13 protein-coding genes, 2 rRNA genes and 4 pseudogenes are annotated in these 22,124 nt (G+C 72.2%); 11 read left to right on the top strand and 8 right to left on the bottom strand.

The window, feature by feature from the left end; all coding sequences use genetic code 11:
• The 6 genes and pseudogenes from BJF80_RS08815 to BJF80_RS21155 form a co-directional block, all read left to right on the top strand.
• A 23S ribosomal RNA gene (locus BJF80_RS08815) occupies window positions 1-470 on the top strand; the annotation flags it as partial.
• A gap of 102 nt (window positions 471-572) precedes the next feature.
• A 5S ribosomal RNA gene (gene rrf / locus BJF80_RS08810) occupies window positions 573-689 on the top strand.
• Window positions 690-785: 96 nt separating this feature from the next.
• Entirely contained in the window at window positions 786-2,570 is a 1,785-nt protein-coding gene (locus BJF80_RS08805; RefSeq protein WP_075812953.1) for a stealth family protein, read from the top strand.
• A gap of 98 nt (window positions 2,571-2,668) precedes the next feature.
• Window positions 2,669-8,384: pseudogene (pulA, locus tag BJF80_RS08800) on the top strand (pullulanase-type alpha-1,6-glucosidase).
• Between the two features lie 13 nt (window positions 8,385-8,397).
• Window positions 8,398-9,372, top strand: coding sequence for a hypothetical protein (locus tag BJF80_RS21575; protein WP_414899288.1), 975 nt, complete (start codon window positions 8,398-8,400; stop codon window positions 9,370-9,372).
• 257 nt (window positions 9,373-9,629) lie between these two features.
• Window positions 9,630-11,077, top strand: a pseudogene (locus BJF80_RS21155) (alpha-1,6-glucosidase domain-containing protein).
• Here the strand turns inward: BJF80_RS21155 and BJF80_RS08785 are convergent.
• Window positions 11,074-11,655, bottom strand: a complete 582-nt coding sequence (locus BJF80_RS08785; protein WP_022926250.1) for an ArsR/SmtB family transcription factor — start codon at window positions 11,653-11,655, stop codon at window positions 11,074-11,076. The pseudogene BJF80_RS21155 and the gene BJF80_RS08785 overlap by 4 nt on opposite strands.
• 1 nt (window position 11,656) lies before the next feature.
• The gene (locus BJF80_RS08780; RefSeq protein ID WP_075812880.1) at window positions 11,657-12,823 is read right to left on the bottom strand and encodes an AI-2E family transporter; all 1,167 of its coding nucleotides are present in this window, start codon (window positions 12,821-12,823) and stop codon (window positions 11,657-11,659) included.
• A 203-nt stretch (window positions 12,824-13,026) separates the two neighbouring features.
• Between BJF80_RS08780 and rplM the strand changes: the two genes are divergently transcribed.
• The 3 genes from rplM to glmM all read left to right on the top strand — a co-directional run bounded on the left by rplM (window position 13,027) and on the right by glmM (window position 15,502).
• On the top strand, window positions 13,027-13,470 hold the full coding sequence (gene rplM / locus BJF80_RS08775; RefSeq protein ID WP_075812878.1) for a 50S ribosomal protein L13: 444 nt from the start codon (window positions 13,027-13,029) through the stop codon (window positions 13,468-13,470).
• A gap of 16 nt (window positions 13,471-13,486) precedes the next feature.
• Window positions 13,487-13,993, top strand: a complete 507-nt coding sequence (gene rpsI / locus BJF80_RS08770) for a 30S ribosomal protein S9 (protein WP_022926247.1) — start codon at window positions 13,487-13,489, stop codon at window positions 13,991-13,993.
• Between the two features lie 162 nt (window positions 13,994-14,155).
• On the top strand, window positions 14,156-15,502 hold the full coding sequence (glmM, locus tag BJF80_RS08765; protein ID WP_075812876.1) for a phosphoglucosamine mutase: 1,347 nt from the start codon (window positions 14,156-14,158) through the stop codon (window positions 15,500-15,502).
• Here glmM and BJF80_RS08760 read toward each other — a convergent pair.
• The 4 genes and pseudogenes from BJF80_RS08760 to glpX form a co-directional block, all read right to left on the bottom strand.
• On the bottom strand, window positions 15,472-16,440 hold the full coding sequence (locus BJF80_RS08760; RefSeq protein ID WP_022926245.1) for a MauE/DoxX family redox-associated membrane protein: 969 nt from the start codon (window positions 16,438-16,440) through the stop codon (window positions 15,472-15,474). The genes glmM and BJF80_RS08760 overlap by 31 nt on opposite strands.
• A 4-nt stretch (window positions 16,441-16,444) precedes the next feature.
• Window positions 16,445-16,954: a beta-class carbonic anhydrase gene (locus BJF80_RS08755; protein ID WP_075812874.1), complete on the bottom strand. Its 510-nt coding sequence runs from the start codon at window positions 16,952-16,954 to the stop codon at window positions 16,445-16,447.
• A 27-nt stretch (window positions 16,955-16,981) separates the two neighbouring features.
• Window positions 16,982-17,890: pseudogene (locus BJF80_RS08750) on the bottom strand (carbohydrate kinase family protein); the annotation flags it as partial.
• A 17-nt stretch (window positions 17,891-17,907) separates the two neighbouring features.
• Window positions 17,908-18,928, bottom strand: a pseudogene (glpX, locus tag BJF80_RS08745) (class II fructose-bisphosphatase).
• 88 nt (window positions 18,929-19,016) lie between these two features.
• Here glpX and BJF80_RS08740 point away from each other — a divergent pair.
• The gene (locus BJF80_RS08740; protein WP_075812870.1) at window positions 19,017-19,619 is read left to right on the top strand and encodes a DUF4245 family protein; all 603 of its coding nucleotides are present in this window, start codon (window positions 19,017-19,019) and stop codon (window positions 19,617-19,619) included.
• 7 nt (window positions 19,620-19,626) lie between these two features.
• Here the strand turns inward: BJF80_RS08740 and BJF80_RS08735 are convergent, their stop codons facing one another.
• Together BJF80_RS08735 and xseA are read right to left on the bottom strand one after the other, a co-directional pair.
• Window positions 19,627-19,929: an exodeoxyribonuclease VII small subunit gene (locus BJF80_RS08735; protein WP_075812868.1), complete on the bottom strand. Its 303-nt coding sequence runs from the start codon at window positions 19,927-19,929 to the stop codon at window positions 19,627-19,629.
• Window positions 19,926-21,185, bottom strand: a complete 1,260-nt coding sequence (gene xseA / locus BJF80_RS08730; RefSeq protein WP_075812951.1) for an exodeoxyribonuclease VII large subunit — start codon at window positions 21,183-21,185, stop codon at window positions 19,926-19,928. The genes BJF80_RS08735 and xseA overlap by 4 nt, the downstream gene beginning before the upstream one ends.
• A 162-nt stretch (window positions 21,186-21,347) precedes the next feature.
• Between xseA and BJF80_RS08725 the strand changes: the two genes are divergently transcribed.
• Window positions 21,348-22,112: an alpha/beta fold hydrolase gene (locus BJF80_RS08725; protein ID WP_075812866.1), complete on the top strand. Its 765-nt coding sequence runs from the start codon at window positions 21,348-21,350 to the stop codon at window positions 22,110-22,112.
• Window positions 22,113-22,124: the final 12 nt, after the last annotated feature.

Below are 22,124 nucleotides of genomic sequence, written 5' to 3'. Positions count from 1 at the left end.
AAAGGTACCCCGGGGATAACAGGCTGATCCTGCCCAAGAGCTCATATCGACGGCATGGTTTGGCACCTCGATGTCGGCTCGTCGCATCCTGGGGCTGGAGTCGGTCCCAAGGGTTGGGCTGTTCGCCCATTAAAGCGGTACGCGAGCTGGGTTTAGAACGTCGTGAGACAGTTCGGTCCCTATCCGCTGCGCGCGTAGGAAACTTGAGAAGAGCTGTCCCTAGTACGAGAGGACCGGGATGGACGAACCACTGGTGTGTCAGTTGTTCCGCCAGGAGCACCGCTGATTAGCTACGTTCGGACGTGATAACCGCTGAAAGCATCTAAGCGGGAAGCACACTTCAAGATGAGGTTTCCAACACCCTTTTGGGTGGAGAGGCTCCCAGCTAGACTACTGGGTTGATAGGCCGGACGTGGAAGCACAGTAATGTGCGTAGCTGACCGGTACTAATAAGCCGATAACTTAACAAACACCCCAGCAACACAAGAAACACCAGTTTTGCTCGCGTCCACTGCACGGTTCCCGACCCGCAACCACCCAGCACGTGTGGTTGATCAAGAGGTCGATATTGTTACGGCGGTCATAGCGTCAGGGAAACGCCCGGTCACATTCCGAACCCGGAAGCTAAGCCTGACAGCGCCGATGGTACTGCACTGGGAACGGTGTGGGAGAGTAGGACACCGCCGGACCACCACTCAACGAAAGGGCCCACCCCCCAAGGTGGGCCCTTTCGCATATCCACGGTCGTGGGCCTGCCCGCGTGCCTGAGCCCGGGGGAGGTCTCGATGCCACAGCCTGACCAGCGGCTGCCCGGCGCGGTGCGCCGGCTGCTGCCGAGCGCGGTCCGAGCCCGTCGCGCCGAGGCGGACCGGGTGGCTGCCGAGCGCGCCGAGCGTGAGCAGGAGGAGCGGGAGCGCCGTGACCGGCAGGAGCGCCGACGCAGGCGGATCGCCGAGCGGCGTGACGCGGCGCGCGCTGCTGACCCGCAGATCAGGATCCTCGATGCCGACGGCCTCCAGGGGCCGGCGCGGGAGGTCGTGGCCTTCACCGCCCGAGGGGCCGGCGATCGCAACCTGGGACTCGTCGCGGACGTCCTGGAGTCGGCCGGGATCGACTACTTCGTGGTCCGAGGCCGCTCGCGGCTGAGGCGGGTCGTGGGGGTCCACGAGTCGCACCGGGCCGCGGTCCTCGAGGCGATGCGCGAACGTCACGCCATGAGCGCGCTGCACGCGCTGCGACCCGCGCGGGAGGGGCGGCCCCAGGTGCGCAGCGCCTACGCGGACGGTGCCCTGGACGCCCGGATCAAGCGGGCTCCGGTCATCCGCTTCGCCGAACCGCTGGTCGCGCCGACCGGCCGCCTGCTGGCCGGGCTGGAGTACGGCTGTGACGTGGAGTTCTGGCAGGAGGGGGCGCGGCTGACGGAGGCAGCGGACGGACCGGAGCGGGCGGCCCGGTTACGGTGCCAGACACCGCCGGAGGTGAGGGACGTCTCGTTGGTCGCACCCCGCCCCAACCTGGTCGCAGACGTCCTGCCACCCTCGGCGCAGCAGCGCACGACCGTGTCGATCGGGGGTCGGTCCCGCCCGACCTACGAGCCGTTCGCCTGGACGCTGGCCGACGAGGTCACCTTTCCCGTCGACGTCGTCTACACCTGGGTCGACGGGGACGACCCCGCGCACGCCCGGCGACGCGCCCGGTTCAGCGGCCAGGCGCCTGCAGGCCTCGCCGCGAACGCCTCGCGGTACATCAGCCACGACGAGCTGCGCTACTCCCTGCGCTCCCTGCACATGTATGCCCCCTTCGTGCGTCACGTCTACGTCGTCACCGACGCCCAGGTCCCGGGGTGGCTGGACCGTGAGGCACGGGGGATCACCGTCGTGGACCACCACGACATCTTCGACGACGACGCGCTCCCGACCTTCAACTCGCACGCCATCGGCACCCGGCTGCACCACATCGCCGGACTCTCCGACCGGTACCTCTACCTCAACGACGACGTCTTCCTCGCGCGGCCCGTCACGGCGGAGACCTTCTTCCACGGCAACGGGATCGCCCGGGTGGCGTTCTCGCCGTTCCAGCTCGGGGTGGGTGACCTCATCCCGGGGGAGGTCGCCCCCAACTCGGCCGGCAAGAACGTCCGGGCGCTCCTGGCCGAGTCCTTCGGGCGGGGGATCACACACAAGTTCAAGCACGCACCGCACCCCCAGATCCGGGAGGTGATGCTGGAGCTGGAGCAGGCCTACCCCGAGGCCGTCGGTGCCACGACCAGGTCCCGCTTCCGCTCGCCCGCGGACGTCGGCTTCGCGGCGACGCTGCACCACCACTACGCCCTGCTCACCGGCCGGGCGGTCCCGGCCGACATCGCGATGCGCTACGTCGACGTCGGGGCGCCGGACGCGGCGGAGCGGCTGGCCCGGCTCGAGGCCGGACCACCGGTGGACACCTTCTGCCTCAACGACCTGGACACCCCGGAGGAGGCCCGGGCGGCGGTGCAGGAGATGATGCGCGACTTCCTGGACTCCCGCTTCCCCTTCCCCTCGCCGTTCGAGCGCACGCCGGCGCCGGCCTGAGCGGTTCGTGCAAGATCTTGCGAAGAAGTGTTGTGTTTCTCTCAGCCAGGTCCTAGGTTGAGTGCCAGGTCCACATCCCTGCCCTCCTGGAGATCGCAATGACGCGTCGACTTCTCGCTGCTGTGCTCGGGTCCACCCTGCTCGCCACCACGGCGGCCGCCGTGCTCCCGGCCGCCACCCTGGCCGCACCCGAGGCCGACGAGGCCCGCACCGTCACCCTGGTGGGTGACCTGCAGAGCGAGCTGGGGTGCGACGAGGACTGGGCGCCAGCGTGCGAGAGCACGTGGCTGGCTCCGGTCGAGGGCAGCGGTACCCACTACCGCAGCACCTTCGAGGTGCCCGCGGGCCGCTGGGAGTACAAGGTCGCGCTGGACGGCGGGTGGGACGAGGCATACCCCGAGCAGAACCTCTCGTTCGAGGTCCAGGGGCCCGCCACGCTCGAGTTCTCCTTCGACGACGAGACGGATGCGGTGGGCCTCGTGCCCGTGCTCCCGGAAGGTGAGGAGGACCAGGACGCCGCCCTCGCGGCGGACAGCCTGCGCGCCCCGGTGACCCGCGAGCAGTTCTACTTCGTCATGGCCGACCGCTTCGCCAACGGGGACACCAGCAACGACACGGCCCAGATCGCGGGCGACCGGCTGGAGCACGGCTTCGACCCGACCGACAAGGGTTTCTTCCACGGCGGCGACCTCGCCGGGATCCAGGACCGGCTGGACTACATCGAGGGCCTGGGGACGACCGCCATCTGGCTCACTCCCAGCTTCAAGAACCGACCGGTCCAGGGGTCGGGGGCCGACGCGAGCGCGGGCTACCACGGCTACTGGGTCACCGACTTCACCCAGATCGACCCCCATCTCGGGACGAACGAGGAGATGAAGGCGCTCATCGACGAGGCGCACGACCGGGGGATGAAGGTCTACTTCGACATCATCACCAACCACACCGCGGACGTCATCGACTACGCCGAGGGGGAGTACGGCTACGTCGACAAGGAGACCGAGCCCTACCGCGACGCGGCCGGCAACGCCTTCGACGACCGCGACTACGTCAACAAGCCGTTCCCGCTCCTGGACCCCGAGACCTCCTTCCCCTACACCCCCGTCTTCCGCACCGAGGAGGACGCGGAGGTGAAGGTGCCGGGCTGGCTCAACGACCGCACGCTCTACCACAACCGCGGCGACTCCACCTTCGCCGGGGAGTCCAGCCTGTACGGCGACTTCGTCGGCCTGGACGACCTCTTCACCGAGAACCCCGAGGTGGTCGACGGCATGGTCGACATCTACTCCACCTGGGCCGACCTGGGCATCGACGGTTTCCGGATCGACACCGTCAAGCACGTCAACCTGGAGTTCTGGCAGGAGTTCAGCCCGCGGGTGCTGGAGGCGGCGCGTGAGGGCAACGAGGACTTCTTCATGTTCGGCGAGGTCTACGACTCCAACCCGGAGTACCTCTCCACCTTCCCCACCGAGGGTGAGCTCCAGGCCGTCATCGACTTCGGCTTCCAGGCGCGCTCGGTCGCCTTCGCGCGGGGTGCCGCCACCACCGAACTGCGGACGTTCTACGCGCAGGACGACTACTACACCGACACCGACTCCAACGCCTACCAGCTGCCGACCTTCACCGGCAACCACGACATGGGCCGGGCGGCGATGATGCTGGCCGGGGACCACTCCGGGGAGGACCTGCAGCGGCGGGTCGAGCTGACCAACGCGCTGATGTTCCTCACCCGCGGGCAGCCGGTCGTCTACTACGGCGACGAGCAGGGCTTCATCGGAGCCGGCGGCGACAAGGACGCGCGGCAGGACATGTTCGCGACCCAGGTGCAGCAGTATGCCGACGAGCCGGTCATCGGCGCTCCCTCCGGTGCGCGGGACCGCTACGACACCGGGCACCCGCTGTACCGGCAGATCGCGGCGCTCAGCGACCTCGTCGAGGCTAACCCCGCGCTCGCCGACGGGGCGCAGATCCACCGCTACGCGAGCAACGAGGCCGGGATCTACGCCTTCTCCCGCATCGACGCCGAGGAGCAGGTCGAGTACCTCGTCGTGGCCAACAACTCCGACGAGCCCCAGCAGGCCTCCCTGTCGACCTACGGCTCCCGCACGATGTTCCGCGCCATCTACGGCGAGCGGGGCCGGTTCATCACCGGGTCCGAAGGCCGTCTCACCGTCGACGTGGACCCGCTGTCCGTCGAGGTCTACCGGGCCGAGAAAGACCTGCGCGGGCGCGTGAGGCACCGTCGGTCGCGATGACCAGCCCGGCGGCCGGCGGGGTCGTGGGCGGGCGCGCCGAGATCGGTGCCGCGGTGCCGGAGGACGTCTTCGCGCAGGTGACCTTCGCCTACCGCCCCGTCGGTGTGCAGGAGTGGTCGGTGCTCGGCACCGACGACAATGCGCCCTACCGTGTCTTCCACGACGTCACCGGTCTGCCGGACGGCACCCTGCTGGAGTACCGGGCGATCCTGCAGGACCACTCCGGCAACGTCTCGGCCGCCTCCAGCTACGGCATCGTCGGCGAGGCCGGCAGCGGCGGGGGCGGCGGTGGTGGGGTGGACCCCATCGGCCCGGTCGAGCAGCCGGACGCGGTCAGCGTGCCCGGCAGCCACAACGCCGCCATGGGCTGCTCGGGCGACTGGCAGCCGGACTGCGACCAGGCGCAGCTCACGCTGGACGCGAAGGACACCGTCTGGAAGGGGACCTACGACGCCGGCACGATCCCGGCCGGCGACTACGAGTACAAGGCTGCGATCGACCGCTCCTGGGACGAGAGCTACGGCGCCGGCGGAGCACCCGGGGGTGCCAACATCGGCTACACCGCCGATGGCGGGCCGGTGAGCTTCTACTACGAGCACGCCCGCCACTACGTGACCTCCGACGCAGAGGGCCCGATCATCACCGCTCCCGGCTCCATGCAGAGCGAGCTGGGCTGCCCCGGCGACTGGGACCCCTCCTGCATGGCCCCCTGGCTCATCGACCCGGACGGCGACGGCACGTATACCTATGCCACCACCGCGATCCCGGCCGGCACCTACGAGCTCAAGGTGGCGCACGGCCTGTCCTGGGACGAGAACTACGGCGAGGGCGGCGAGCGGGACGGCGCCAACATCGGCTTCTCCGTGCCCTCCGACGGGGTGCGGACGACCTTCAGCTACGACCTGGAGACGCACGTGCTGAGCGTGACGACGTCCGAGGCGGGCGTGGCGCCGGACCTCGGCTCGCAGCGCGCCTACTGGGTGCGCGACGACCTGGTGGCGTGGCCCGCAGAGGGGGTCGAGGACGCCGTGCTGCGCGACTGGCGGCTCCACTGGTCCGCCGACGGCGGGCTGGGGATCGATGCCGAGGCCGTCACCGGAGGTGACTCCTCGCCGCTGACCCTCGACCCGGACGGGCTTCCTGAGGAGGTGCTCGAGGACTTCCCGCACCTCGAGGGCTACCTCGCCCTGCGGCTGGACCGGCGCAGCGCCCGGGCCGCCGGGGACATCCTCACCGGACAGGTGGCCGTCGCGATGTACGACGACCTCGGCCGGCTGGCGACGCGACCGGGGTTCAGGTCCCGGGAGTCCTCGACGACCTGTATGCCGAGCGGGCCGCCGACACCGCGCTCGGCGTGAGCTGGCGCGGCCCGAACCCGACCCTGCGGCTGTGGGCCCCGACCGCCCAGGACGTGCGGCTGCTGACCTGGCCCGAGGGCGGCGAGGGTGACCCGCAGGAGTCGTCCCTGCGCCGGCTCAAGGACGGCAGCTGGGAGGTCAAGGGGAAGAGGTCCTGGACGGGGCGCGAGTACCTCTTCGAGGTCGACGTCTTCGTGCCGGAGACCGGGGCGGTGGAGACCAACCGGGTCACCGACCCGTACTCGGTCGCCCTCACCCTCGACAGCGAGCGCTCGGTGCTGGTCGACCTGGACGACCGGCAGTGGCAGCCGCGGGTCTGGCAGCGGGCGGAGGCGCCGGCGCTCGAGGACGAGGTCGACCAGACGATCTACGAGCTGCACGTGCGCGACTTCTCGATGGCCGACCCGGACGTGCCGGCCGAGCTGCGCGGCTCCTACCTGGCCTTCGCCGAGGACGGCTACGGCCGCCGCCACCTGGAGGCGCTCGCCGAGGCGGGGATGAACACCGTGCACCTGCTCCCGACCTTCGACATCGCCTCGATCCCGGAGACGACCGCCGACGCGGACGCGGTGCCGCAGCCGGACTGCGACCTCGGCTCGCTCCCGCCGGACAGCGCCGAGCAGCAGGAGTGCGTCATGGCGCAGGCCGACGCGGACGCCTTCAACTGGGGCTACGACCCATGGCACTTCATGGCGCCCGAGGGCTCCTACGCCTCGACGACGCAGGCGGCCCAGGGCGGTGCCCGGGTGGCCGAGTTCCGGACGATGGTCGGCGGGCTGCACGAGTCCGGTCTCCGCGTCGTCCTGGACCAGGTGTTCAACCACACCGCCCAGTCGGGCCAGGGGAGCAAGAGCGTCCTCGACAAGGTCGTGCCCGGCTACTACCACCGGCTCAACGCCGTCGGTGACGTGGAGACCTCGACCTGCTGCGAGAACATCGCGACCGAGCACGCCATGGCCGAGAAGCTCATGGTGGACGCGGTGGTCGTCTGGGCGCGGGACTACAAGGTCGACGGCTTCCGCTTCGACCTCATGGGTCACCACAGCCGGGACAACATGCAGGCGGTGCGTGCCGCGCTGGACGAGCTCACCGTCCGCCGCGACGGCGTCGACGGCTCGCAGGTCACGCTCTACGGCGAGGGGTGGAACTTCGGCGAGGTGGCCGACAACGCCCGGTTCTACCAGGCCACGCAGGGCCAGCTCGACGGCACCTCGATCGGCACCTTCAACGACCGGCTGCGCGACGGCGTCCGCGGTGGCGGACCCTTCGACGAGGACCCGGGTGCGGAGAAGGGCTTCGCGACGGGTGGCACCAGCGGCAACGACACCGACCTGGTGCAGGTCGGCCTCGCCGGCAACCTGCGGGGCTTCGAGCTGCGCAGCCAGGAGACCGGTGAGGTGGTGACCGGCGAGCAGGTCGACTACAACGGCTCGCCCGCCGGCTACGCGCAGGACCCGGACGAGGTCGTCAACTACGTGGACGCCCACGACAACGAGACGATCTTCGACGCCCTCACCTTCAAGCTGCCGCAGGACCTGCCGATGGCGGACCGGGTGCGGATGAACACCCTCGCCCTGTCCACCACGACGCTGTCGCAGTCGATCAGCTTCTGGCACGGTGGCGCCGACCTGCTGCGCAGCAAGAGCCTGGACCGCAACTCCTACAACAGCGGCGACTGGTTCAACCTGCTGGACTTCACCATGACCGAGAACGGCTTCGGCCGGGGCCTGCCGCCGGCGGCGGACAACGAGGACAAGTGGGGCCTCATGCAGCCCCTCCTGGCCGACCCGGCGCTGGCGCCCGAGCCGGCCGACATCGAGCAGGCCTCTGCGATGGCCGCCGACCTGCTGCGGCTGCGCTCCTCCACCGAGCTCTTCCGGCTCGGGGACGCCGAGCTCATCGAGGCCAAGCTCACCTTCCCGGTCTCCGGGACGGAGCAGGGTGACGAGCAGGTCGTCGTCATGCGGGTGGACGACACGGTCGGCGCGGACGTCGACCCGGAGCTGGACGGCCTGGTCGTCGTCTTCAACGCCGGCGCCGAGCCGGTCGACCAGGTGGTGCCCGGTCTCGAGGGTGCCGATCTGGAGCTCTCGCCGGTGCAGGCGGACGGCGCCGACCCCGTGGTCCAGGAGGCCACGTGGGACGCGGCCACCGGCACCGCCCAGGTGCCGGCCCGGACCGTGGCGGTCTTCGTCCAGCCCTGACCCGGCAGGCAGGATGGGCCGCGTGGACCATCTCGATCTGCTGCGCGCCCGCGCGCACTGGCTGACCCGTGACCTCCTCGCCGTCCCCGCCACCGCGGCGCCGCAGGGCACCGCGGTGGCGGAGCTGAGCTGGGAGCTGGCGCTGGCGCCGGAGGGAGGGCTCGACCCGCAGGCGCCGCCGGGGTCGGCGCGGCTCGTCCTCGGTGCCGGGGCGCTGCCGGACCCGGCGGCGCGCCGGTGGCCGCACCTCGCGGCATACCACGCGCTGCACCTCGCGGACGAGGACGTCGGCCGCGTCGAGGAGATCCTGACCGGTCAGGTCGCGCTGCTCGGTCGCGACGGGGGTGGCGCGCTGCGGGTCGCCACCTCGCTGCAGGTGCCCGGGGTGCTGGACGACCTGTATGCCTCGTCCGCCGCGAGCCGGGAGCTCGGGGTGAGCTGGCAGGGGCCGCCCGGTGAGCCGTTCCCCCGGGTGCCGACCGTCAGGGTCTGGGCGCCACCGCGCGGGGCGTCCACCTGCTGCTGTGGGAGGGGCGGCCCGAGCCGGGGCGGGAGCGTGCCTGGTCGCCGGCCGGCGAGCCGATGCGGGTGCCGATGGACCGGGAGCCGGACGGCACCTGGACCGTCACGGGCACGACGGCGTGGGCCGAGCGCTGCTACGTCCTCGAGCTCGACCACGTCCTGCCCCGCACCGGCGAGCGCCGGCAGGTCCGCAGCACCGACCCGTGGTCGGTCGGGCTGTCGCTGGACTCGAGGCACTCGGTGCTGGTCGACCTCGAGGACCCGTCGCACGCCCCGCGGCGGTGGACCGACGCGCCGACGCCCGCGCCGGTCCGCGCGGTCGACCAGGCGATCTACGAGCTGCACGTCCGCGACTTCTCCCGGGACGACCCGCAGGTGTCGCCGGCCGAGCGCGGGTCATACCTGGCCTTCGCCGCCGACGGGCTCGGGCGGAGGCACCTGCGGCGGCTGGCGCAGGCCGGTCTGACCTCGGTGCACCTGCTGCCGACCTACGACCTCACCTCGGTGCCGGAGGACCCGGCGCAGCGGGCGCACGAGCCGGTGCAGGCGCTCGCGGCGCTGCCGCCGGACAGCCCCGAGCAGCAGCGCCGGGTGCGCGCGCACGCGCTGCGCGACGCCTTCAACTGGGGCTACGACCCCTGGCACTTCCTCGCGCCCGAGGGGTCCTACACCACCAGCCCCGGGCAGGCGCACGGCGGAGCCCGGACCGCGCAGTTCCGCACGATGGTGGCCGGGCTGCACGAGCTGGGCCTGCGCGTGGTGCTGGACCAGGTCTACAACCACACCACCGACTCCGGGCTGCACCGCGCCTCGGTGCTGGACCGCGTCGTCCCCGGCTACTACCACCGGCTCGACGAGGAGGGTCACGTCGAGACCTCGACCTGCTGCCAGAACCTCGCGACCGAGCACGCCATGGCCGGCAAGCTCATGGTCGACGGTTGCGTCCTCTGGGTACGGCACTACCGGGTGGACGGCTTCCGCTTCGACCTCATGGGGCACCACTCCCGGGACAACCTGGAGGCGGTGCGCGACGCGCTGGACGCCCTGACGGTGGCGGAGCACGGGGTCGACGGCAGCGCCGTGCACCTCTACGGCGAGGGCTGGGACTTCGGCGAGGTCGCGCACGGCGCACGCTTCCGCCAGGCGAGCCAGGGGGAGCTGGACGGCACCGGGATCGGCACCTTCAACGACCGGCTGCGGGACGCCGTCCGGGGCGGCAGCGTGCACGACGCCGACCCGCGGTCCGGCCTCGGCTTCGCGACCGGGGGAGCGGACCCCCGGCATACCGATCTGCTGCAGGTGGGGCTGGCCGGTGGGTTGCGGGGCATCGTGCTGCGCAGCCAGGAGACGGGAGAGGTGGTGCGCGGCGAGCAGGTGCCCTACGGCGGCTCGCCGGCAGGGTATGCCGCCTCGCCGGAGGAGTGCGTCAACTACGTCGACGCGCACGACAACGAGACGCTGTGGGACACCCTCCTGCTCAAGCTGCCGCCGGGGACGAGCATGGCCGAGCGGGTGCGGCGCAACACGCTGGCGCTCGCGACGGTGACCCTGTCGCAGGGCCTCAGCTTCTGGCACGCCGGGGCCGAGCTGCTGCGGAGCAAGAGCCTGGACCGCAACAGCTATGCCTCGGGCGACTGGTTCAACCACTACGACCCGGGCCTGCGCGACAACGGCTTCGCGCGCGGGCTGCCCCCCGAGCCGGACAACGGTCCCCGCTGGGACGTCATGCGGCCGCTGCTGGCGGACCCGTCGCTGGTGCCGAGCAGGGAGGACATGCAGGGCGCGCGAGACCGGGCGCTGGACCTGCTGCGGCTGCGGGAGCGTCACCCGCTGCTACGGCTGGGCTCGGCGGCGGCGGTGGAGCATGCCGTGTCCTTCCCCGTCTCGGGCAGCGGCCAGGGCGCCGCCGACCGGGTGGTGATGCTCGTCGACGGACGCCGGTGCGCGGGGTCCTGGCGTGGCGAGGACGGCCTGCTGGTCGTCCTCAACGCCGCGGTCGCACCGTCGAGATCGAGATCAGCGAGCTGGCCGGGCAGCACTGGGAGCTCTCGCCCGTCCTGCGGGACGGTGCCGACGAGGTGGTCAAGGCCACGCGGTGGCGCGCCGGGCAGGGTCAGGTGGTGGTGCCGGGGCTCACCGCCACGGTCCTCGTGCGTCCCCCACGTCGCTAGCGGGTGGGGAGCTCACCCGGCCCACCCGTCGAGCGGGGGTCCACCGGCAGCGCGCAGGTGTAGACGACGACCCGCTTGGCGACCGGGTTGCCCTGGCCCACGCGGCGGTAGCGGTCGAGCACCTCGAGCAGCTCGGCCCGCATGGCCGTGAGCTGCTCGGTCGTCACCTGCACCGTGTGGTCCTCCAGCCCGCAGGTCCGCTGCCAGATCGGGTCCCAGTCCTGCTGGGCGACCAGCCAGTGGCGGGCCCGGTCGCCGAAGTGGGCGAGGTAGTCCAGGGCGAGCCAGTCGGCGGCCTGGGCGTCGTCCTCGTCCAGCGGCTCGGGCTCCGCGTCCGTCGCGCCCGGTCCGGGGTCCTCGACCGCCTGCCACACCCGTCGGCGTCCCGTGCCCGTGCCCGTGTCCTCCACGAGCCCGACCTCGGCCAGCCGGCGCAGGTGGTAGGACGTCGCACCCGTGTGGGTGCCCAGCGCGGCCGCCAGCTCGGTGCCGGTCGCACGGCCGTGCACCCGCAGCTCGGCCAGGAGCCTGCTGCGCAGCGGGTGCGCCAGGGTGCGCAGCGCCGACGACTGCGCCATCTCAGGTCCCCTGCTCGAAGCTCTCCCGCGTGGTCTCCGCCCGCGCCGTGTCCGGGTTGGAGGCGAGGAAGGCGTTGACCCAGCGTGCGGCCGGGTCGGCGTCGATGAGGACAGCCTTGAGCAGCAGCGTCGCCGGGAGGGCGAGCAGCGCACCGACCGGGCCCAGCACCCAGGCCCACACGACCAGCGAGATGAAGGTGATCGTCGGCGTCACGCCCACGGCGTCGCCGGTGAACTTGGGCTGGATGAGGGACTGGACCACGAAGTTGAGCACGCTGTAGACGACGACCACCAGCAAGGCGTTGACGGGCCCGTTGGCCAGCAGCGCGACGACGGCCGGGGGCACCAGCCCGATGACGAAGCCGATGTTGGGGATGTAGTTGGTGAGGAAGGACAGCACGCCCCAGGCCAGGGCCAGCGGAACGCCGAGCCAGACCAGCGCGATGACGTCGAGCAGCGCCACGACGAGCCCGAAGATCGTCGTGACGACCCAGTAGCGCCGGACGCCGCGGGCGAAGCTCACCAGGGCGTGCGCCACGTCGGGGTGCTGGTCCTTGACGAGCGAGAGCCGCCGGCCGGCGCTCATCGTGTCGATCATGAGGAAGAAGATGACGATGGCGGTGGTCGTCAGCAGACCCAGGATGCCGGTGAGGTTGCTCAGCACCCCGCCGAGCGCCCCGATGATGCGGCTCGGGTCCAGCGCCGACTCGAGCTGCTCGGTCAGGGTGTCCTGCTGCAGCCCGTAGCCCTCGAGGAAGGTGACCGCCTGGGTGTAGAGCTCGGTGTAGCGCTGGCGGTACTCGCGCGAGCTCAGCTCCTCGACCATCGCCGCGGCAGACCAGCCCAGGGCGGTGAAGAAACCGATGAGGAAGGTGAAGATCGCCGCGCCGGTGGTCACCGCGGCCAGCGGTCCGGGGACCTTCAGCCCGACCAGCCAGCGCTGCAGCGGGGCGGCGGCGAGGACCAGGTTGAGGGCGAGGAAGACGGGGGCGACGTAGTCCCGGAGCTGGTGCAGGCCGAGGAGCACGGCGAAGGCCAGCGCGACGCCCAGGAGCACGACCACCGCCCGGGGCCACGGGGTCGGGGCCGCCGGGGTGGCCGCGGGGGCGGGGGACTCGACGCCGCGGCGCTCGGGCTCGCGACGACGCAGTGGGGGCAGGATGGGCACGGGCGTGCTCCTCTCGACGACGACGAGGCTACTCGAGCGCCGCTGAGTATGCACAATCTCTGTGCACAAAGGTGCTGTATGACGCGGTCGTGGGCCGGGCATACCAGCTCTGACCTGCGACGATGAGCGGTTTGGGTGGGGTCCCGCGCGTCGCTAGACTGGAACAGTTGCCCAGAACCCGATTCCGCAAAGAAGGTAGGCGAATGCGCACCTACTCCCCGAAGGCCGGTGACGTCACCCGCGCCTGGCACGTGATCGACGCCACCGACGTCGTGCTCGGTCGGCTCGCGTCCCAGACCGCGACGCTGCTGCGCGGCAAGCACAAGACGATCTTCGCCCCGCACGTCGACACCGGTGACTTCGTCATCATCGTCAACGCCGACAAGGTGGCCCTCACCGGCTCCAAGCTGGAGCAGAAGAAGGCCTACCGCCACTCCGGCTACCCGGGCGGCCTCAAGGCGCAGAGCTATGAGCAGATGCTCGACAAGCACCCGACCCGGGCCGTGGAGAAGGCCGTGCGCGGCATGCTCCCCAAGAACTCGCTCGGTCGGCAGATGCTCTCCAAGCTGAAGGTCTACGCGGGCGACACCCACCCGCACGCCGCCCAGAAGCCCGTCCCGTTCGAGATCTCCCAGGTCGCCCAGTAAGGAAGCCGAAGGACCCATGACTGTCAACGACATCGACACCACCGACGGCGACTTCGACGAGAACGCCGTCTCCGAGTACACCACCGAGTCGGCCCCCGGCGCGGAGGGCACGACCGCCGAGCGCCCGAGCGCCTCGGCCCCCGGCGCCGGCACCGGCCGCCGCAAGCAGGCCGTGGCCCGCGTGCGGATCGTCCCGGGCAGCGGCCAGTGGCGCATCAACGGCCGCACCCTCGCGGAGTACTTCCCCAACAAGGTGCACCAGCAGATCGCCGCGGAGGCGCTGACCCTGCTGGAGCTCGACGGCGCCTACGACGTCCTCGTGCGCGTGCACGGCGGTGGCCCCTCCGGCCAGGCCGGCGCGGTGCGTCTCGGCGTGGCCCGATCGCTCAACGGCGTGGACTCCGAGCTCAACCGGCCGGCGCTCAAGCGCGCCGGGCTGCTCACGCGCGACGCGCGCGTCCCCGAGCGCAAGAAGGCCGGTCTGAAGAAGGCGCGCAAGGCGCCGCAGTACAGCAAGCGCTGAGCCTGCCGGGCCGGTCGACCGACCGTCCCGTCGGCCCGCACGGCCCGCCCGGAGCACGGCTCCCGGCGGGCCTCGGCGTCCCTGGGGGCGCCGGTGCGGCATACTGCCGTGTCGGCCCGCACGGGACGACGACGAGGACGAGGACGAGGACAAGGACGACGTATGGGACGGCTCTTCGGCACCGACGGGGTGCGCGGTCTGGCCAACAAGGACATCACCGCCGAGCTGGCGCTGGACCTCTCGGTCGCGGTCGCGCACGAGCTGGGCGGGCAGAGCGTCTACGGCGGCAACCGGGCCACGGCGGTCGTGGGCCGCGACCCACGGGCCTCGGGGGAGTTCCTGTCGGCCGCGGTCATGGCCGGTCTCGCCTCGGCGGGCGTCGACGTGCTGGACGCCGGGGTCCTGCCGACCCCGGCCATCGCCTTCCTGACCCAACGGATGAACGCCGAGATGGGCGCCATGCTCTCGGCGTCGCACAACGCCATGCCGGACAACGGTCTGAAGTTCTTCGCCCGCGGCGGGCACAAGCTCGCGGACGAGATCGAGGACCGCATCTCCGAGCGGATGGGTGGCGACTGGCAGCGCCCCACGGGGGCCGGGGTGGGACGCATCCGGCCCTTCCAGGTCGGGGCCGAGTTCTACATCGAGCACCTGCTCGCCGCGGCGCCGGGACGGTTGGACGGCCTGCGCATCGTGATCGACGCGGCGCACGGGGCCGCCTCGGAGGTGGGTCCGGAGGTCTTCCGTCGCGCCGGGGCGACCGTCGACCTCATCGGCGCCGACCCCAACGGTCTCAACATCAACGACGGAGCCGGGTCCACCCATCTCGACCAGCTGCAGGAGGCGGTCCGCCTGCGCGGCGCCGACATGGGTGTGGCCTTCGACGGGGACGCCGACCGCTGTCTCGCGGTCGACGCCCGCGGCGCGCAGATCGACGGGGACCAGATCATGGCCATCCTCGCGCTCAGCCTGCACGACCGGGGCGAGCTGCGCGACGACACCCTCGTCGCCACGGTCATGAGCAACCTGGGGCTGATCCAGGCCATGGAGCGCGAGGGGATCACGGTCGTCCAGACCGCGGTGGGGGATCGCTACGTGCTCGAGGAGATGCGTGCGAAGGGGTACTCCCTCGGCGGGGAGCAGTCTGGGCACGTCATCATGCTCGAGCACGGCACGACGGGGGACGGCGTGCTCACCGCCCTCGCGCTGGCGCAGCGGGTCGTGTCCTCCGGCCAGGCGTTGCACGACCTGGCCGGCGTCATGACGCGGCTGCCGCAGATCCTGGTCAACGTCAAGGGCGTCGACAAGGACCGGGTCGAGCAGGACGAGGGGGTCACCGCCGCCGTGCGCGACATCGAGACCCAGCTCGGCGAGCAGGGACGGGTGCTCCTGCGCAAGTCCGGCACCGAGCCCGTCGTGCGGGTCATGGTCGAGGCGGACACGCAGGAGCGGGCGGGGGAGTATGCCGACCGGCTGGCTCAGGTGGTGCGCGAGCGGCTCGCGCTGTAGTCCACCAGGCGCTCGATCTGCTCCACACCGGTGACCGGGCCGTCCAGCACGCCGCTCTCGTCGACCAGGACGGCGCACGGCCCCGGGCCGGCGCCGAGGGCGGCCACGAGCCGGCCGTCCGGGTCCCACCACAGGTCCGTCAGGCCCCGGGTGCGCGGCTCGGCGAAGGGCGGACGCGTGTGCACCAGGTGCACACCGAGCCACGGCGCCCGCCCGCGCCAGTCGGGCAGCCGCTGCAGGACGGCGAAGGTGGACCCGCACCAGCAGTCGACCCCCACCACGAGCTGGGGACGCGGCAGCACCAGGGTCAGGAGGGTCGTGGTCTCCAGGTCGGCGGCGACGAGGGGGGAGTGCAGCAGGGTGCTCCGGTCCGGGGAGGCGGGACCAGGGGTCGAGGAGGGTCGGAGGTCGGTGTCAGGGCCGCCGCCCGCCACCGCGGCCGCGGTGAGGGCTGCCAGCGCGACCGCCAGCCCCAACCACACCCAGTCCGCACCCCGGTAGGACGCCACGAGGCGCCCGGTGCTGGATCCTGCCACGGCGATGCCGACCGCGAGGGCGGCCAGTCCGACGAGCGCGGCGTTGCGCACGACGGTGCGGGCGGAGATGTGGTGGTGGCCCACCCGGCCGAAGCAGGCGCAGACCGGTCGGGGTCGGAAGCCCATGGCCCGGGCCACGACCACGAGGAAGGCGGTGCAGAGCGCGAGCGCCGCGCCGGCGCCGACGGCATACGTCCAGGTCCAGGGGGTGAGCAGCAGCGCCGCGGTGCCCAGCTCCGCCCAGGGCAGGACGCGGGAGACCGCGGCGGGAGCGCACCAGCGGGGCAGCCGCAGCTCGCGCACCATGGCGGCCGTGGCGGCGGGCTGGCGCAGCTTGACCGCCCCGGACCAGCCGAGCAGCGCGGCCAGCGTCAACGGCGCCAGCGACAGGGCGCTCAGCACGGGCTCAGACCAGCTGGGTCAGCCGGCCGGTGTCGACGTCGTAGCGGAACCCACCGACCTCGACCCGCCCCTGGATGAGCGGGTGCGAGGTGACCCGGTGCACGTCCTCGGCGAGGGCGGCCTGCTGGTCCGGCACGACGTGGAAACGCTGGAACCACGCGTCGATGCCGGTGAGCTCGGAGATGGTCTCGCGCAGCTCGTTCTCGCTCTTCGTCGTCATGGCGCACCGGGTGTGCGGCACGACGAGGATGCGCTCGACCCCGAGCAGGTGGACCCCCAGGACCAGTGCCTCCAGCGCGGCATCGGTCACGCGACCACCGGGGTTGCGGAAGATCTTGGCGTCGCCGTGGGTCAGGCCGAGCATCTGCAGCGGCTCGATCCGGGAGTCCATGCAGGTGACGATGGCGACACCGGCGTGCGCCACCCCGTCGAAGCCCTGGAGCTCCTCGGCGTGCGTGGAGGCATACTCCTCGTTGGCGCGCAGCAGGTCCTCGAAGGCGGTGCTCGTGCTCATGGTGCGTCAGCCTATCCGGGCGACGGGTCAGGCCAGGCCCAGGTCGGCGCGGGTGGGGGCCGCTGCCCCGGCGCGCGCCACGGTGAAGCCGGCGCAGGCCACCGCCCGCTCCAGCGCCGGCGCGATGTCCTCCAGGTCAGCGTGCGCGAGCCGGGTGCGGGCCTGCGGGGAGCCGAGCAGCCCTGCGTCGAGCAGGCCGCTCAGCAGCCCGGACATGAACGAGTCGCCGGCGCCGACGGTGTCCACCACCTGCACGGTGAGGGAGGGCAGCTCGAGCGTGGTGTCGTCGCGCGAGAGATGCACGACGGCGCCGTCGCCGCCGCGGGTCACCACCACGAGATCAGGCCCGAGCTGACCCCATTCGTGGACGACCTGCACCACGTCGACGTCCTCGCCGTAGAGCCACTCGACGTCCTCGAGGCTGGCCTTGACCACGTCGCTGCGGCCGATGCACTCCTCGATCCGCTGCCGCGCGTCCTGCGGGCTGCCCATGATCGAGGGCCGGGCGTTGGGGTCGTAGGACACCGTCGCGGTGCCCCGGGCCGCCTCGATGAGCCTCACCACCTCGGAGCCGCCGGGCTCCAGGGTGGCGGCGATGGAGCCGGTGTGCACGTGGCCGACGCCGGAGAGGTCCTGCGGTCCCACCTCCCAGGCGAGGTCGAACTCGTAGGTCGCGACGGCGTCCGCGTCGAGGTGCGCCGTCGCGGTCGAGGTGTGGTCGGCGGCGGTCGAGCCGTCGGTGAGCTGCACGTCGTGCCGCTCGAGGTGCTCGCGGACCCGGTCCCCGTGCTCGTCCGGCGCGAGGTATGCCGTGAGCCGGCTGTCGTGGTCGAGGGCGGAGACGCCGATCGCGACGTTGGCGGGGGAGCCCCCGACGTGCTCGCTGCGCTCGCCGTCGCCGTGCGGCACGACGATGTCGATGAGCGCCTCGCCCACCGTGAGCACGGCGGCCATCAGACGGCGTCCGGGGCGAGCGAGTCGGCGATGGCGGCGACCTTGTCCAGCCGGTGGTGCGAGGTGATCTCGCGGATCGTGCCGGAGCGGGAGCGCATGACCAGCGACTGGGTGACCGCCGTGCCCGAGCCGTAGCGGACACCGTGGAGCAGCTCTCCGGTGGTGATGCCGGTCGCGACGAAGAAGCAGTTGTCCCCGGTGACGAGGTCGTCGGTGGACAGCACCCGGTCGAGGTCGTGGCCGGCGTCGATGGCCTTCTGGCGTTCCTCGTCGTCCTTGGGCCACAGCCGGCCCTGGATCACCCCGCCCATGGCCTTCATGGCGCAGGCGGTGATGATCCCCTCGGGGGTGCCGCCGATGCCGATGAGCATGTCGACCGAGGATCCCTCGCGGGCCGCGGCGATGGCGGCGGCGACGTCCCCGTCGGTGATGAAGCGCAGCCGTGCCCCGGCCTCGCGCACCTCGTGGGTGTAGCGGTCGTGCCGGGGGCGGTCGAGCATGATGACGGTGAGGTCCTCGACATACCTCTTCTTGGCGCGGGCGATGCGGCGCAGGTTCTCCTGCACCGGGAGCCGGATGTCCACCCGGTCCGCGACGTCGGGGCCCACGACGAGCTTGTCCATGTAGAACACGGCCGACGGGTCGTACATCGTCCCGCGCTCGGACACGGCCATGACCGCGATCGAGTTGTCCATGCCCTTGGCGGTAGGTGTGGTGCCGTCGATCGGGTCGACGCGACGTCGACGGCGGGGCCGTTGCCGTCGCCGACCGACTCGCCGTTGAACAGCATGGGCGCTCGTCCTTCTCACCCTCGCCGATGACGACGACGCCGTCCATGGCGACCTGGGAGATGACCTTGCGCATCGCCTCGACGGCGGCGTTGTCGGCCAGGATCTTGTCGCCGCGCCCCACCCAGCGGCCGGCGGCCAGCGCCGCGGCCTCGGTGACGCGCACCAGCTCGAGGGCGAGGTTGCGGTCCGGGAGGACCTGGTCGGTCGTCTTCGGTGAGCGGTCGGCCATGGGCCCTCCTTCGTCGGAACGCTGCTGCGCGCCACCCTATCGGGTCCGCCCGGCGCCGACCCCAGCCGTCGGGTGCGACCATGGAGGGGTGAGCGAGCGACCGCACCCCACCCCCGCCGGCCCACCGGCCGCCGCGCCTGCACCGGACCGTCGGCGCCAGCGCTTGGCGTCGTACACCGTCCGCAACATGGTCTACTCCACGGTGCTCGTGCTGGCCCTGGTCCTCGTCTGGTGGTCGCTCACCTACAACCCGACCGAGCAGGAGCCGCGCCGGGTGGAGGTCGCCTCGACCGCCGCCTACGCGGTGGACCAGGCCGACTGGCCGGTCTGGGTGCCCGAGCCGGGGCAGGAGTGGTCGCCGACCGTGGTGTGGTTCGAACCGCTGGAGGGCGTGCCCACGTGGCACGTCTCCTACGTGACGCCGGAGGGCGAGTACCTGGCGGTCCACCAGGCGGACGGGGTCACCCCGGCCTGGCGCGACGCGGTCCTCTCGGGGGGTGAGCAGGTGGGCGAGACGCGGCTCCCGGGGCCGGACGGTGAGCGGGGGTGGCAGGCGTGGGAGGCCGAGTCGGGCAACGCCCAGAACGCCTGGCTGCTCGAGGTCGAGGGGCAGAGCACGGTGGTCGTGCACGGCACCGCGGCGGAGGGCGAGGCGCGCGCGCTGCTGGAGTCGGTGCAGGCGCGCGACTAGCGGGCCCTCAGTCGGACGCGTCCTCGGTCCCCTCCGACGGCTCGTCCTGGGTGCTCCTGCCTTGCGACGGCGCCACGCCCTCGCCGCGGTCGGTCGCCCGGTCGAGAGTCTCCTGGGCCGCGTCCAGCTTGGTCTGGCAGTGGGCGGCCAGCTCCTCGCCGCGCTCCCACAGCGCCATGGCCTCCTCCAGCGGCACCTGACCGGACTCGATCCGGGCCACGAGGGCGACCAGCTCGTCCCTGGCCTGCTCGTAGCTGAGGTCGGCCACGGGGGTCTCGGCGGGTGAGGTGTCGACGCTGGGCTCGCTCATCGCTCCAGGGTATCGACGCCGGGGCGGGTGACGGGACGCACCGCGAAGTCGCCGCGGGCGACGGTGACGCGCAGCATCTCCTCGGCGTCGACCTCGTCGCGGTCGCGGACGATGGTGCCGTCGCCGTGGCGGACGACGGCATATCCCCGCTGCAGCGTGTGCTGGGGGGAGACCGCCCGCAGGTGCCGCACCAGCTGGTCGCTGCGGTCGCGCTCCAGGTCGAGGCGACCCTCCAGGACCGCACGGCCCCGGCGGTGGGCCTCGGTGACCTCCCGCCGGTGCTGGGCGACGATCGCGGCGCGGTCGGCCATGACCGGGCGCGCCATGAGCTCGCGCAGCCGCTCCCGCTCGCGGGAGACGCGGGTAGCCATCGCACGTCGGGCGCGGGTTCGCACCGTGGTCAGCCCGCGCAGCTCGTCGGCGACGTCGGGGACGACGGCCGCCGCAGCGTGGGTGGGGGTGGACGCACGCAGGTCGGCGACGAAGTCGAGCAGCGGGCTGTCGCTCTCGTGCCCGATCGCCGAGACGACGGGGGTCCGCGCGGCGGACACCGCCCGCACCAGGGTCTCGTTGGAGAAGGGCAGCAGGTCCTCGAAGGAGCCGCCGCCGCGTGCGATGACGACGACCTCCACCTCCGACATCTCGTCCAGCTCGCGCAGGGCTGCGGTGACCGCGGACACCGTGTCGGTGCCCTGGACCGCCACCTGCCGCACCTCGACCACCGCCGCGGGCCACCGGCGGGCGACACCGGCGAGGACGTCCCGCTCGGCCGCGGTGGCGCGGCCCGTGATGAGCCCGACCCGGCGGGGGAGGAAGGGCAGCGCCCGCTTGCGCCCCGGCTCGAAGAGACCCTCGCTGCGCAGCAGCTGCTTGAGGTGCTCCAGCCGCGCCAGCAGCTCGCCGACGCCGACGTGGCGCATCTGCCGGGCCTCGAGCTGCAGCGTGCCGCGCTTGGCCCAGAAGGTGGGCTTGGCGTGGACCACGACGCGGGCACCGGTCTCCGGGGGTGCGGGCATCGCGTCCAGGGCCCCGGTGGGGATCGCCACCGACAGGGACATGTCCACATCGGTGTCGCGCAGGGTGAGGAAGGCGGTCGACATCCCCGGGCGCCGGTTGAGCTGGACGATCTGGCCCTCGACCCACAGCGGCGACATCTTGTCGACGTAGTCGCTGATCTTCATGGACAGCGTGCGCACCGGCCACGGCGAGGAGGCGGTGGTCTCCCGGGCGGTCGGGGGCAACGAGGGCGTCGGCACGACGCCAGGGTATGCCGCGTGCCGCGCGACCGTGGATGTCCGCCCGGGGCGCGACATCCCCGGTCGGAGCGGGCATACCTCGGTGGAGCCGACCGTGGATCTCCTGCCGGGGCGCGACATCCCCGGTCGACCTGGGTCCTGCGGCGGGGCACACTCCTGCCTATGCCGGAGGACGCAACGGCGCGGCGGCCCGCGATGGTGCTGCTGCACGGCACCCGGATGAGCCGGGCGCAGTGGGAGCCCTACCGGGCGCTGCTGCCCGAGATCGACCTGGTGACCGTGGACCTGCCGGGTCATGGTGCGCGCGTCGCTGAGCCCTTCACCCGCGAGTCGGCGCTGGCGACCATCGGGGCGGCCGTCGCCGAGGCCGGCGGCGGAGCCGTGGGTCGGGGTCGTCCGCCGGTGCTGGCAGGTCACTCGCTCGGGGGATACCTCGCGATGATGTGGGCCGCGCGGCACCCCGACGCGCTGGGCGGTCTCGTCCTCGTCGGGGCGAGTGCCGACCCGCGGGGACCGCTGACCGGGGTCTACCGGGGGTTCGCCCGGGCGCTGCCCGTCCTTGGCGCGGACCGCACCGCTGGCGCGGCCAACGCGCTGATGCGCCTCCTCGGGGCGCGGGGTGAGCACGCCGACGCGCTCCCGGACGGCGCGGCCTACGCGGCGTTGCCGGCGGCGTGGGACCTGGTCATGCGTGAGGCCCGCCCGGAGCTGCTGCGGGCGGTGAGGTGCCCGGTGACCATCGTCAACGGTCAGCTCGACCAGATGCGCATCCACGCGGGCCGCTTCGCGCGCGCGGCCGGCGGAGCCCGTGTGGTCACGGTCCCGGCCGCCACCCATCTCATGCCGTCGACCCACGCGGAGGCGGTCGCGTCCACGCTGCGGGAGGCCGTCGTCGGCGTTCACGGACCGTCCAGCCTCAGCACCTAGACTTGTCCCGTG

Origin of the sequence: Serinicoccus sp. CUA-874, assembly GCF_001942225.1 — a bacterium.
Taxonomy (GTDB): domain Bacteria; phylum Actinomycetota; class Actinomycetes; order Actinomycetales; family Dermatophilaceae; genus Ornithinicoccus; species Ornithinicoccus marinus.
Note: the sequence above shows the minus strand (reverse complement) of the source record. Positions and strands in the feature narration are given on the sequence as shown.

Coding starts and splice junctions, on each gene's coding strand:
- BJF80_RS08755 (WP_075812874.1), bottom strand. CDS start 16,954: ATGAGCACGAGCACCGCCTTCGAGGACCTGCTGCGCGCCAACGAGGAG.
- BJF80_RS08735 (WP_075812868.1), bottom strand. CDS start 19,929: ATGAGCGAGCCCAGCGTCGACACCTCACCCGCCGAGACCCCCGTGGCC.
- rplM (WP_075812878.1), top strand. CDS start 13,027: ATGCGCACCTACTCCCCGAAGGCCGGTGACGTCACCCGCGCCTGGCAC.
- BJF80_RS08725 (WP_075812866.1), top strand. CDS start 21,348: ATGCCGGAGGACGCAACGGCGCGGCGGCCCGCGATGGTGCTGCTGCAC.
- BJF80_RS08805 (WP_075812953.1), top strand. CDS start 786: ATGCCACAGCCTGACCAGCGGCTGCCCGGCGCGGTGCGCCGGCTGCTG.
- glmM (WP_075812876.1), top strand. CDS start 14,156: ATGGGACGGCTCTTCGGCACCGACGGGGTGCGCGGTCTGGCCAACAAG.
- BJF80_RS21575 (WP_414899288.1), top strand. CDS start 8,398: ATGGGCCGCGTGGACCATCTCGATCTGCTGCGCGCCCGCGCGCACTGG.
- rpsI (WP_022926247.1), top strand. CDS start 13,487: ATGACTGTCAACGACATCGACACCACCGACGGCGACTTCGACGAGAAC.
- BJF80_RS08785 (WP_022926250.1), bottom strand. CDS start 11,655: ATGGCGCAGTCGTCGGCGCTGCGCACCCTGGCGCACCCGCTGCGCAGC.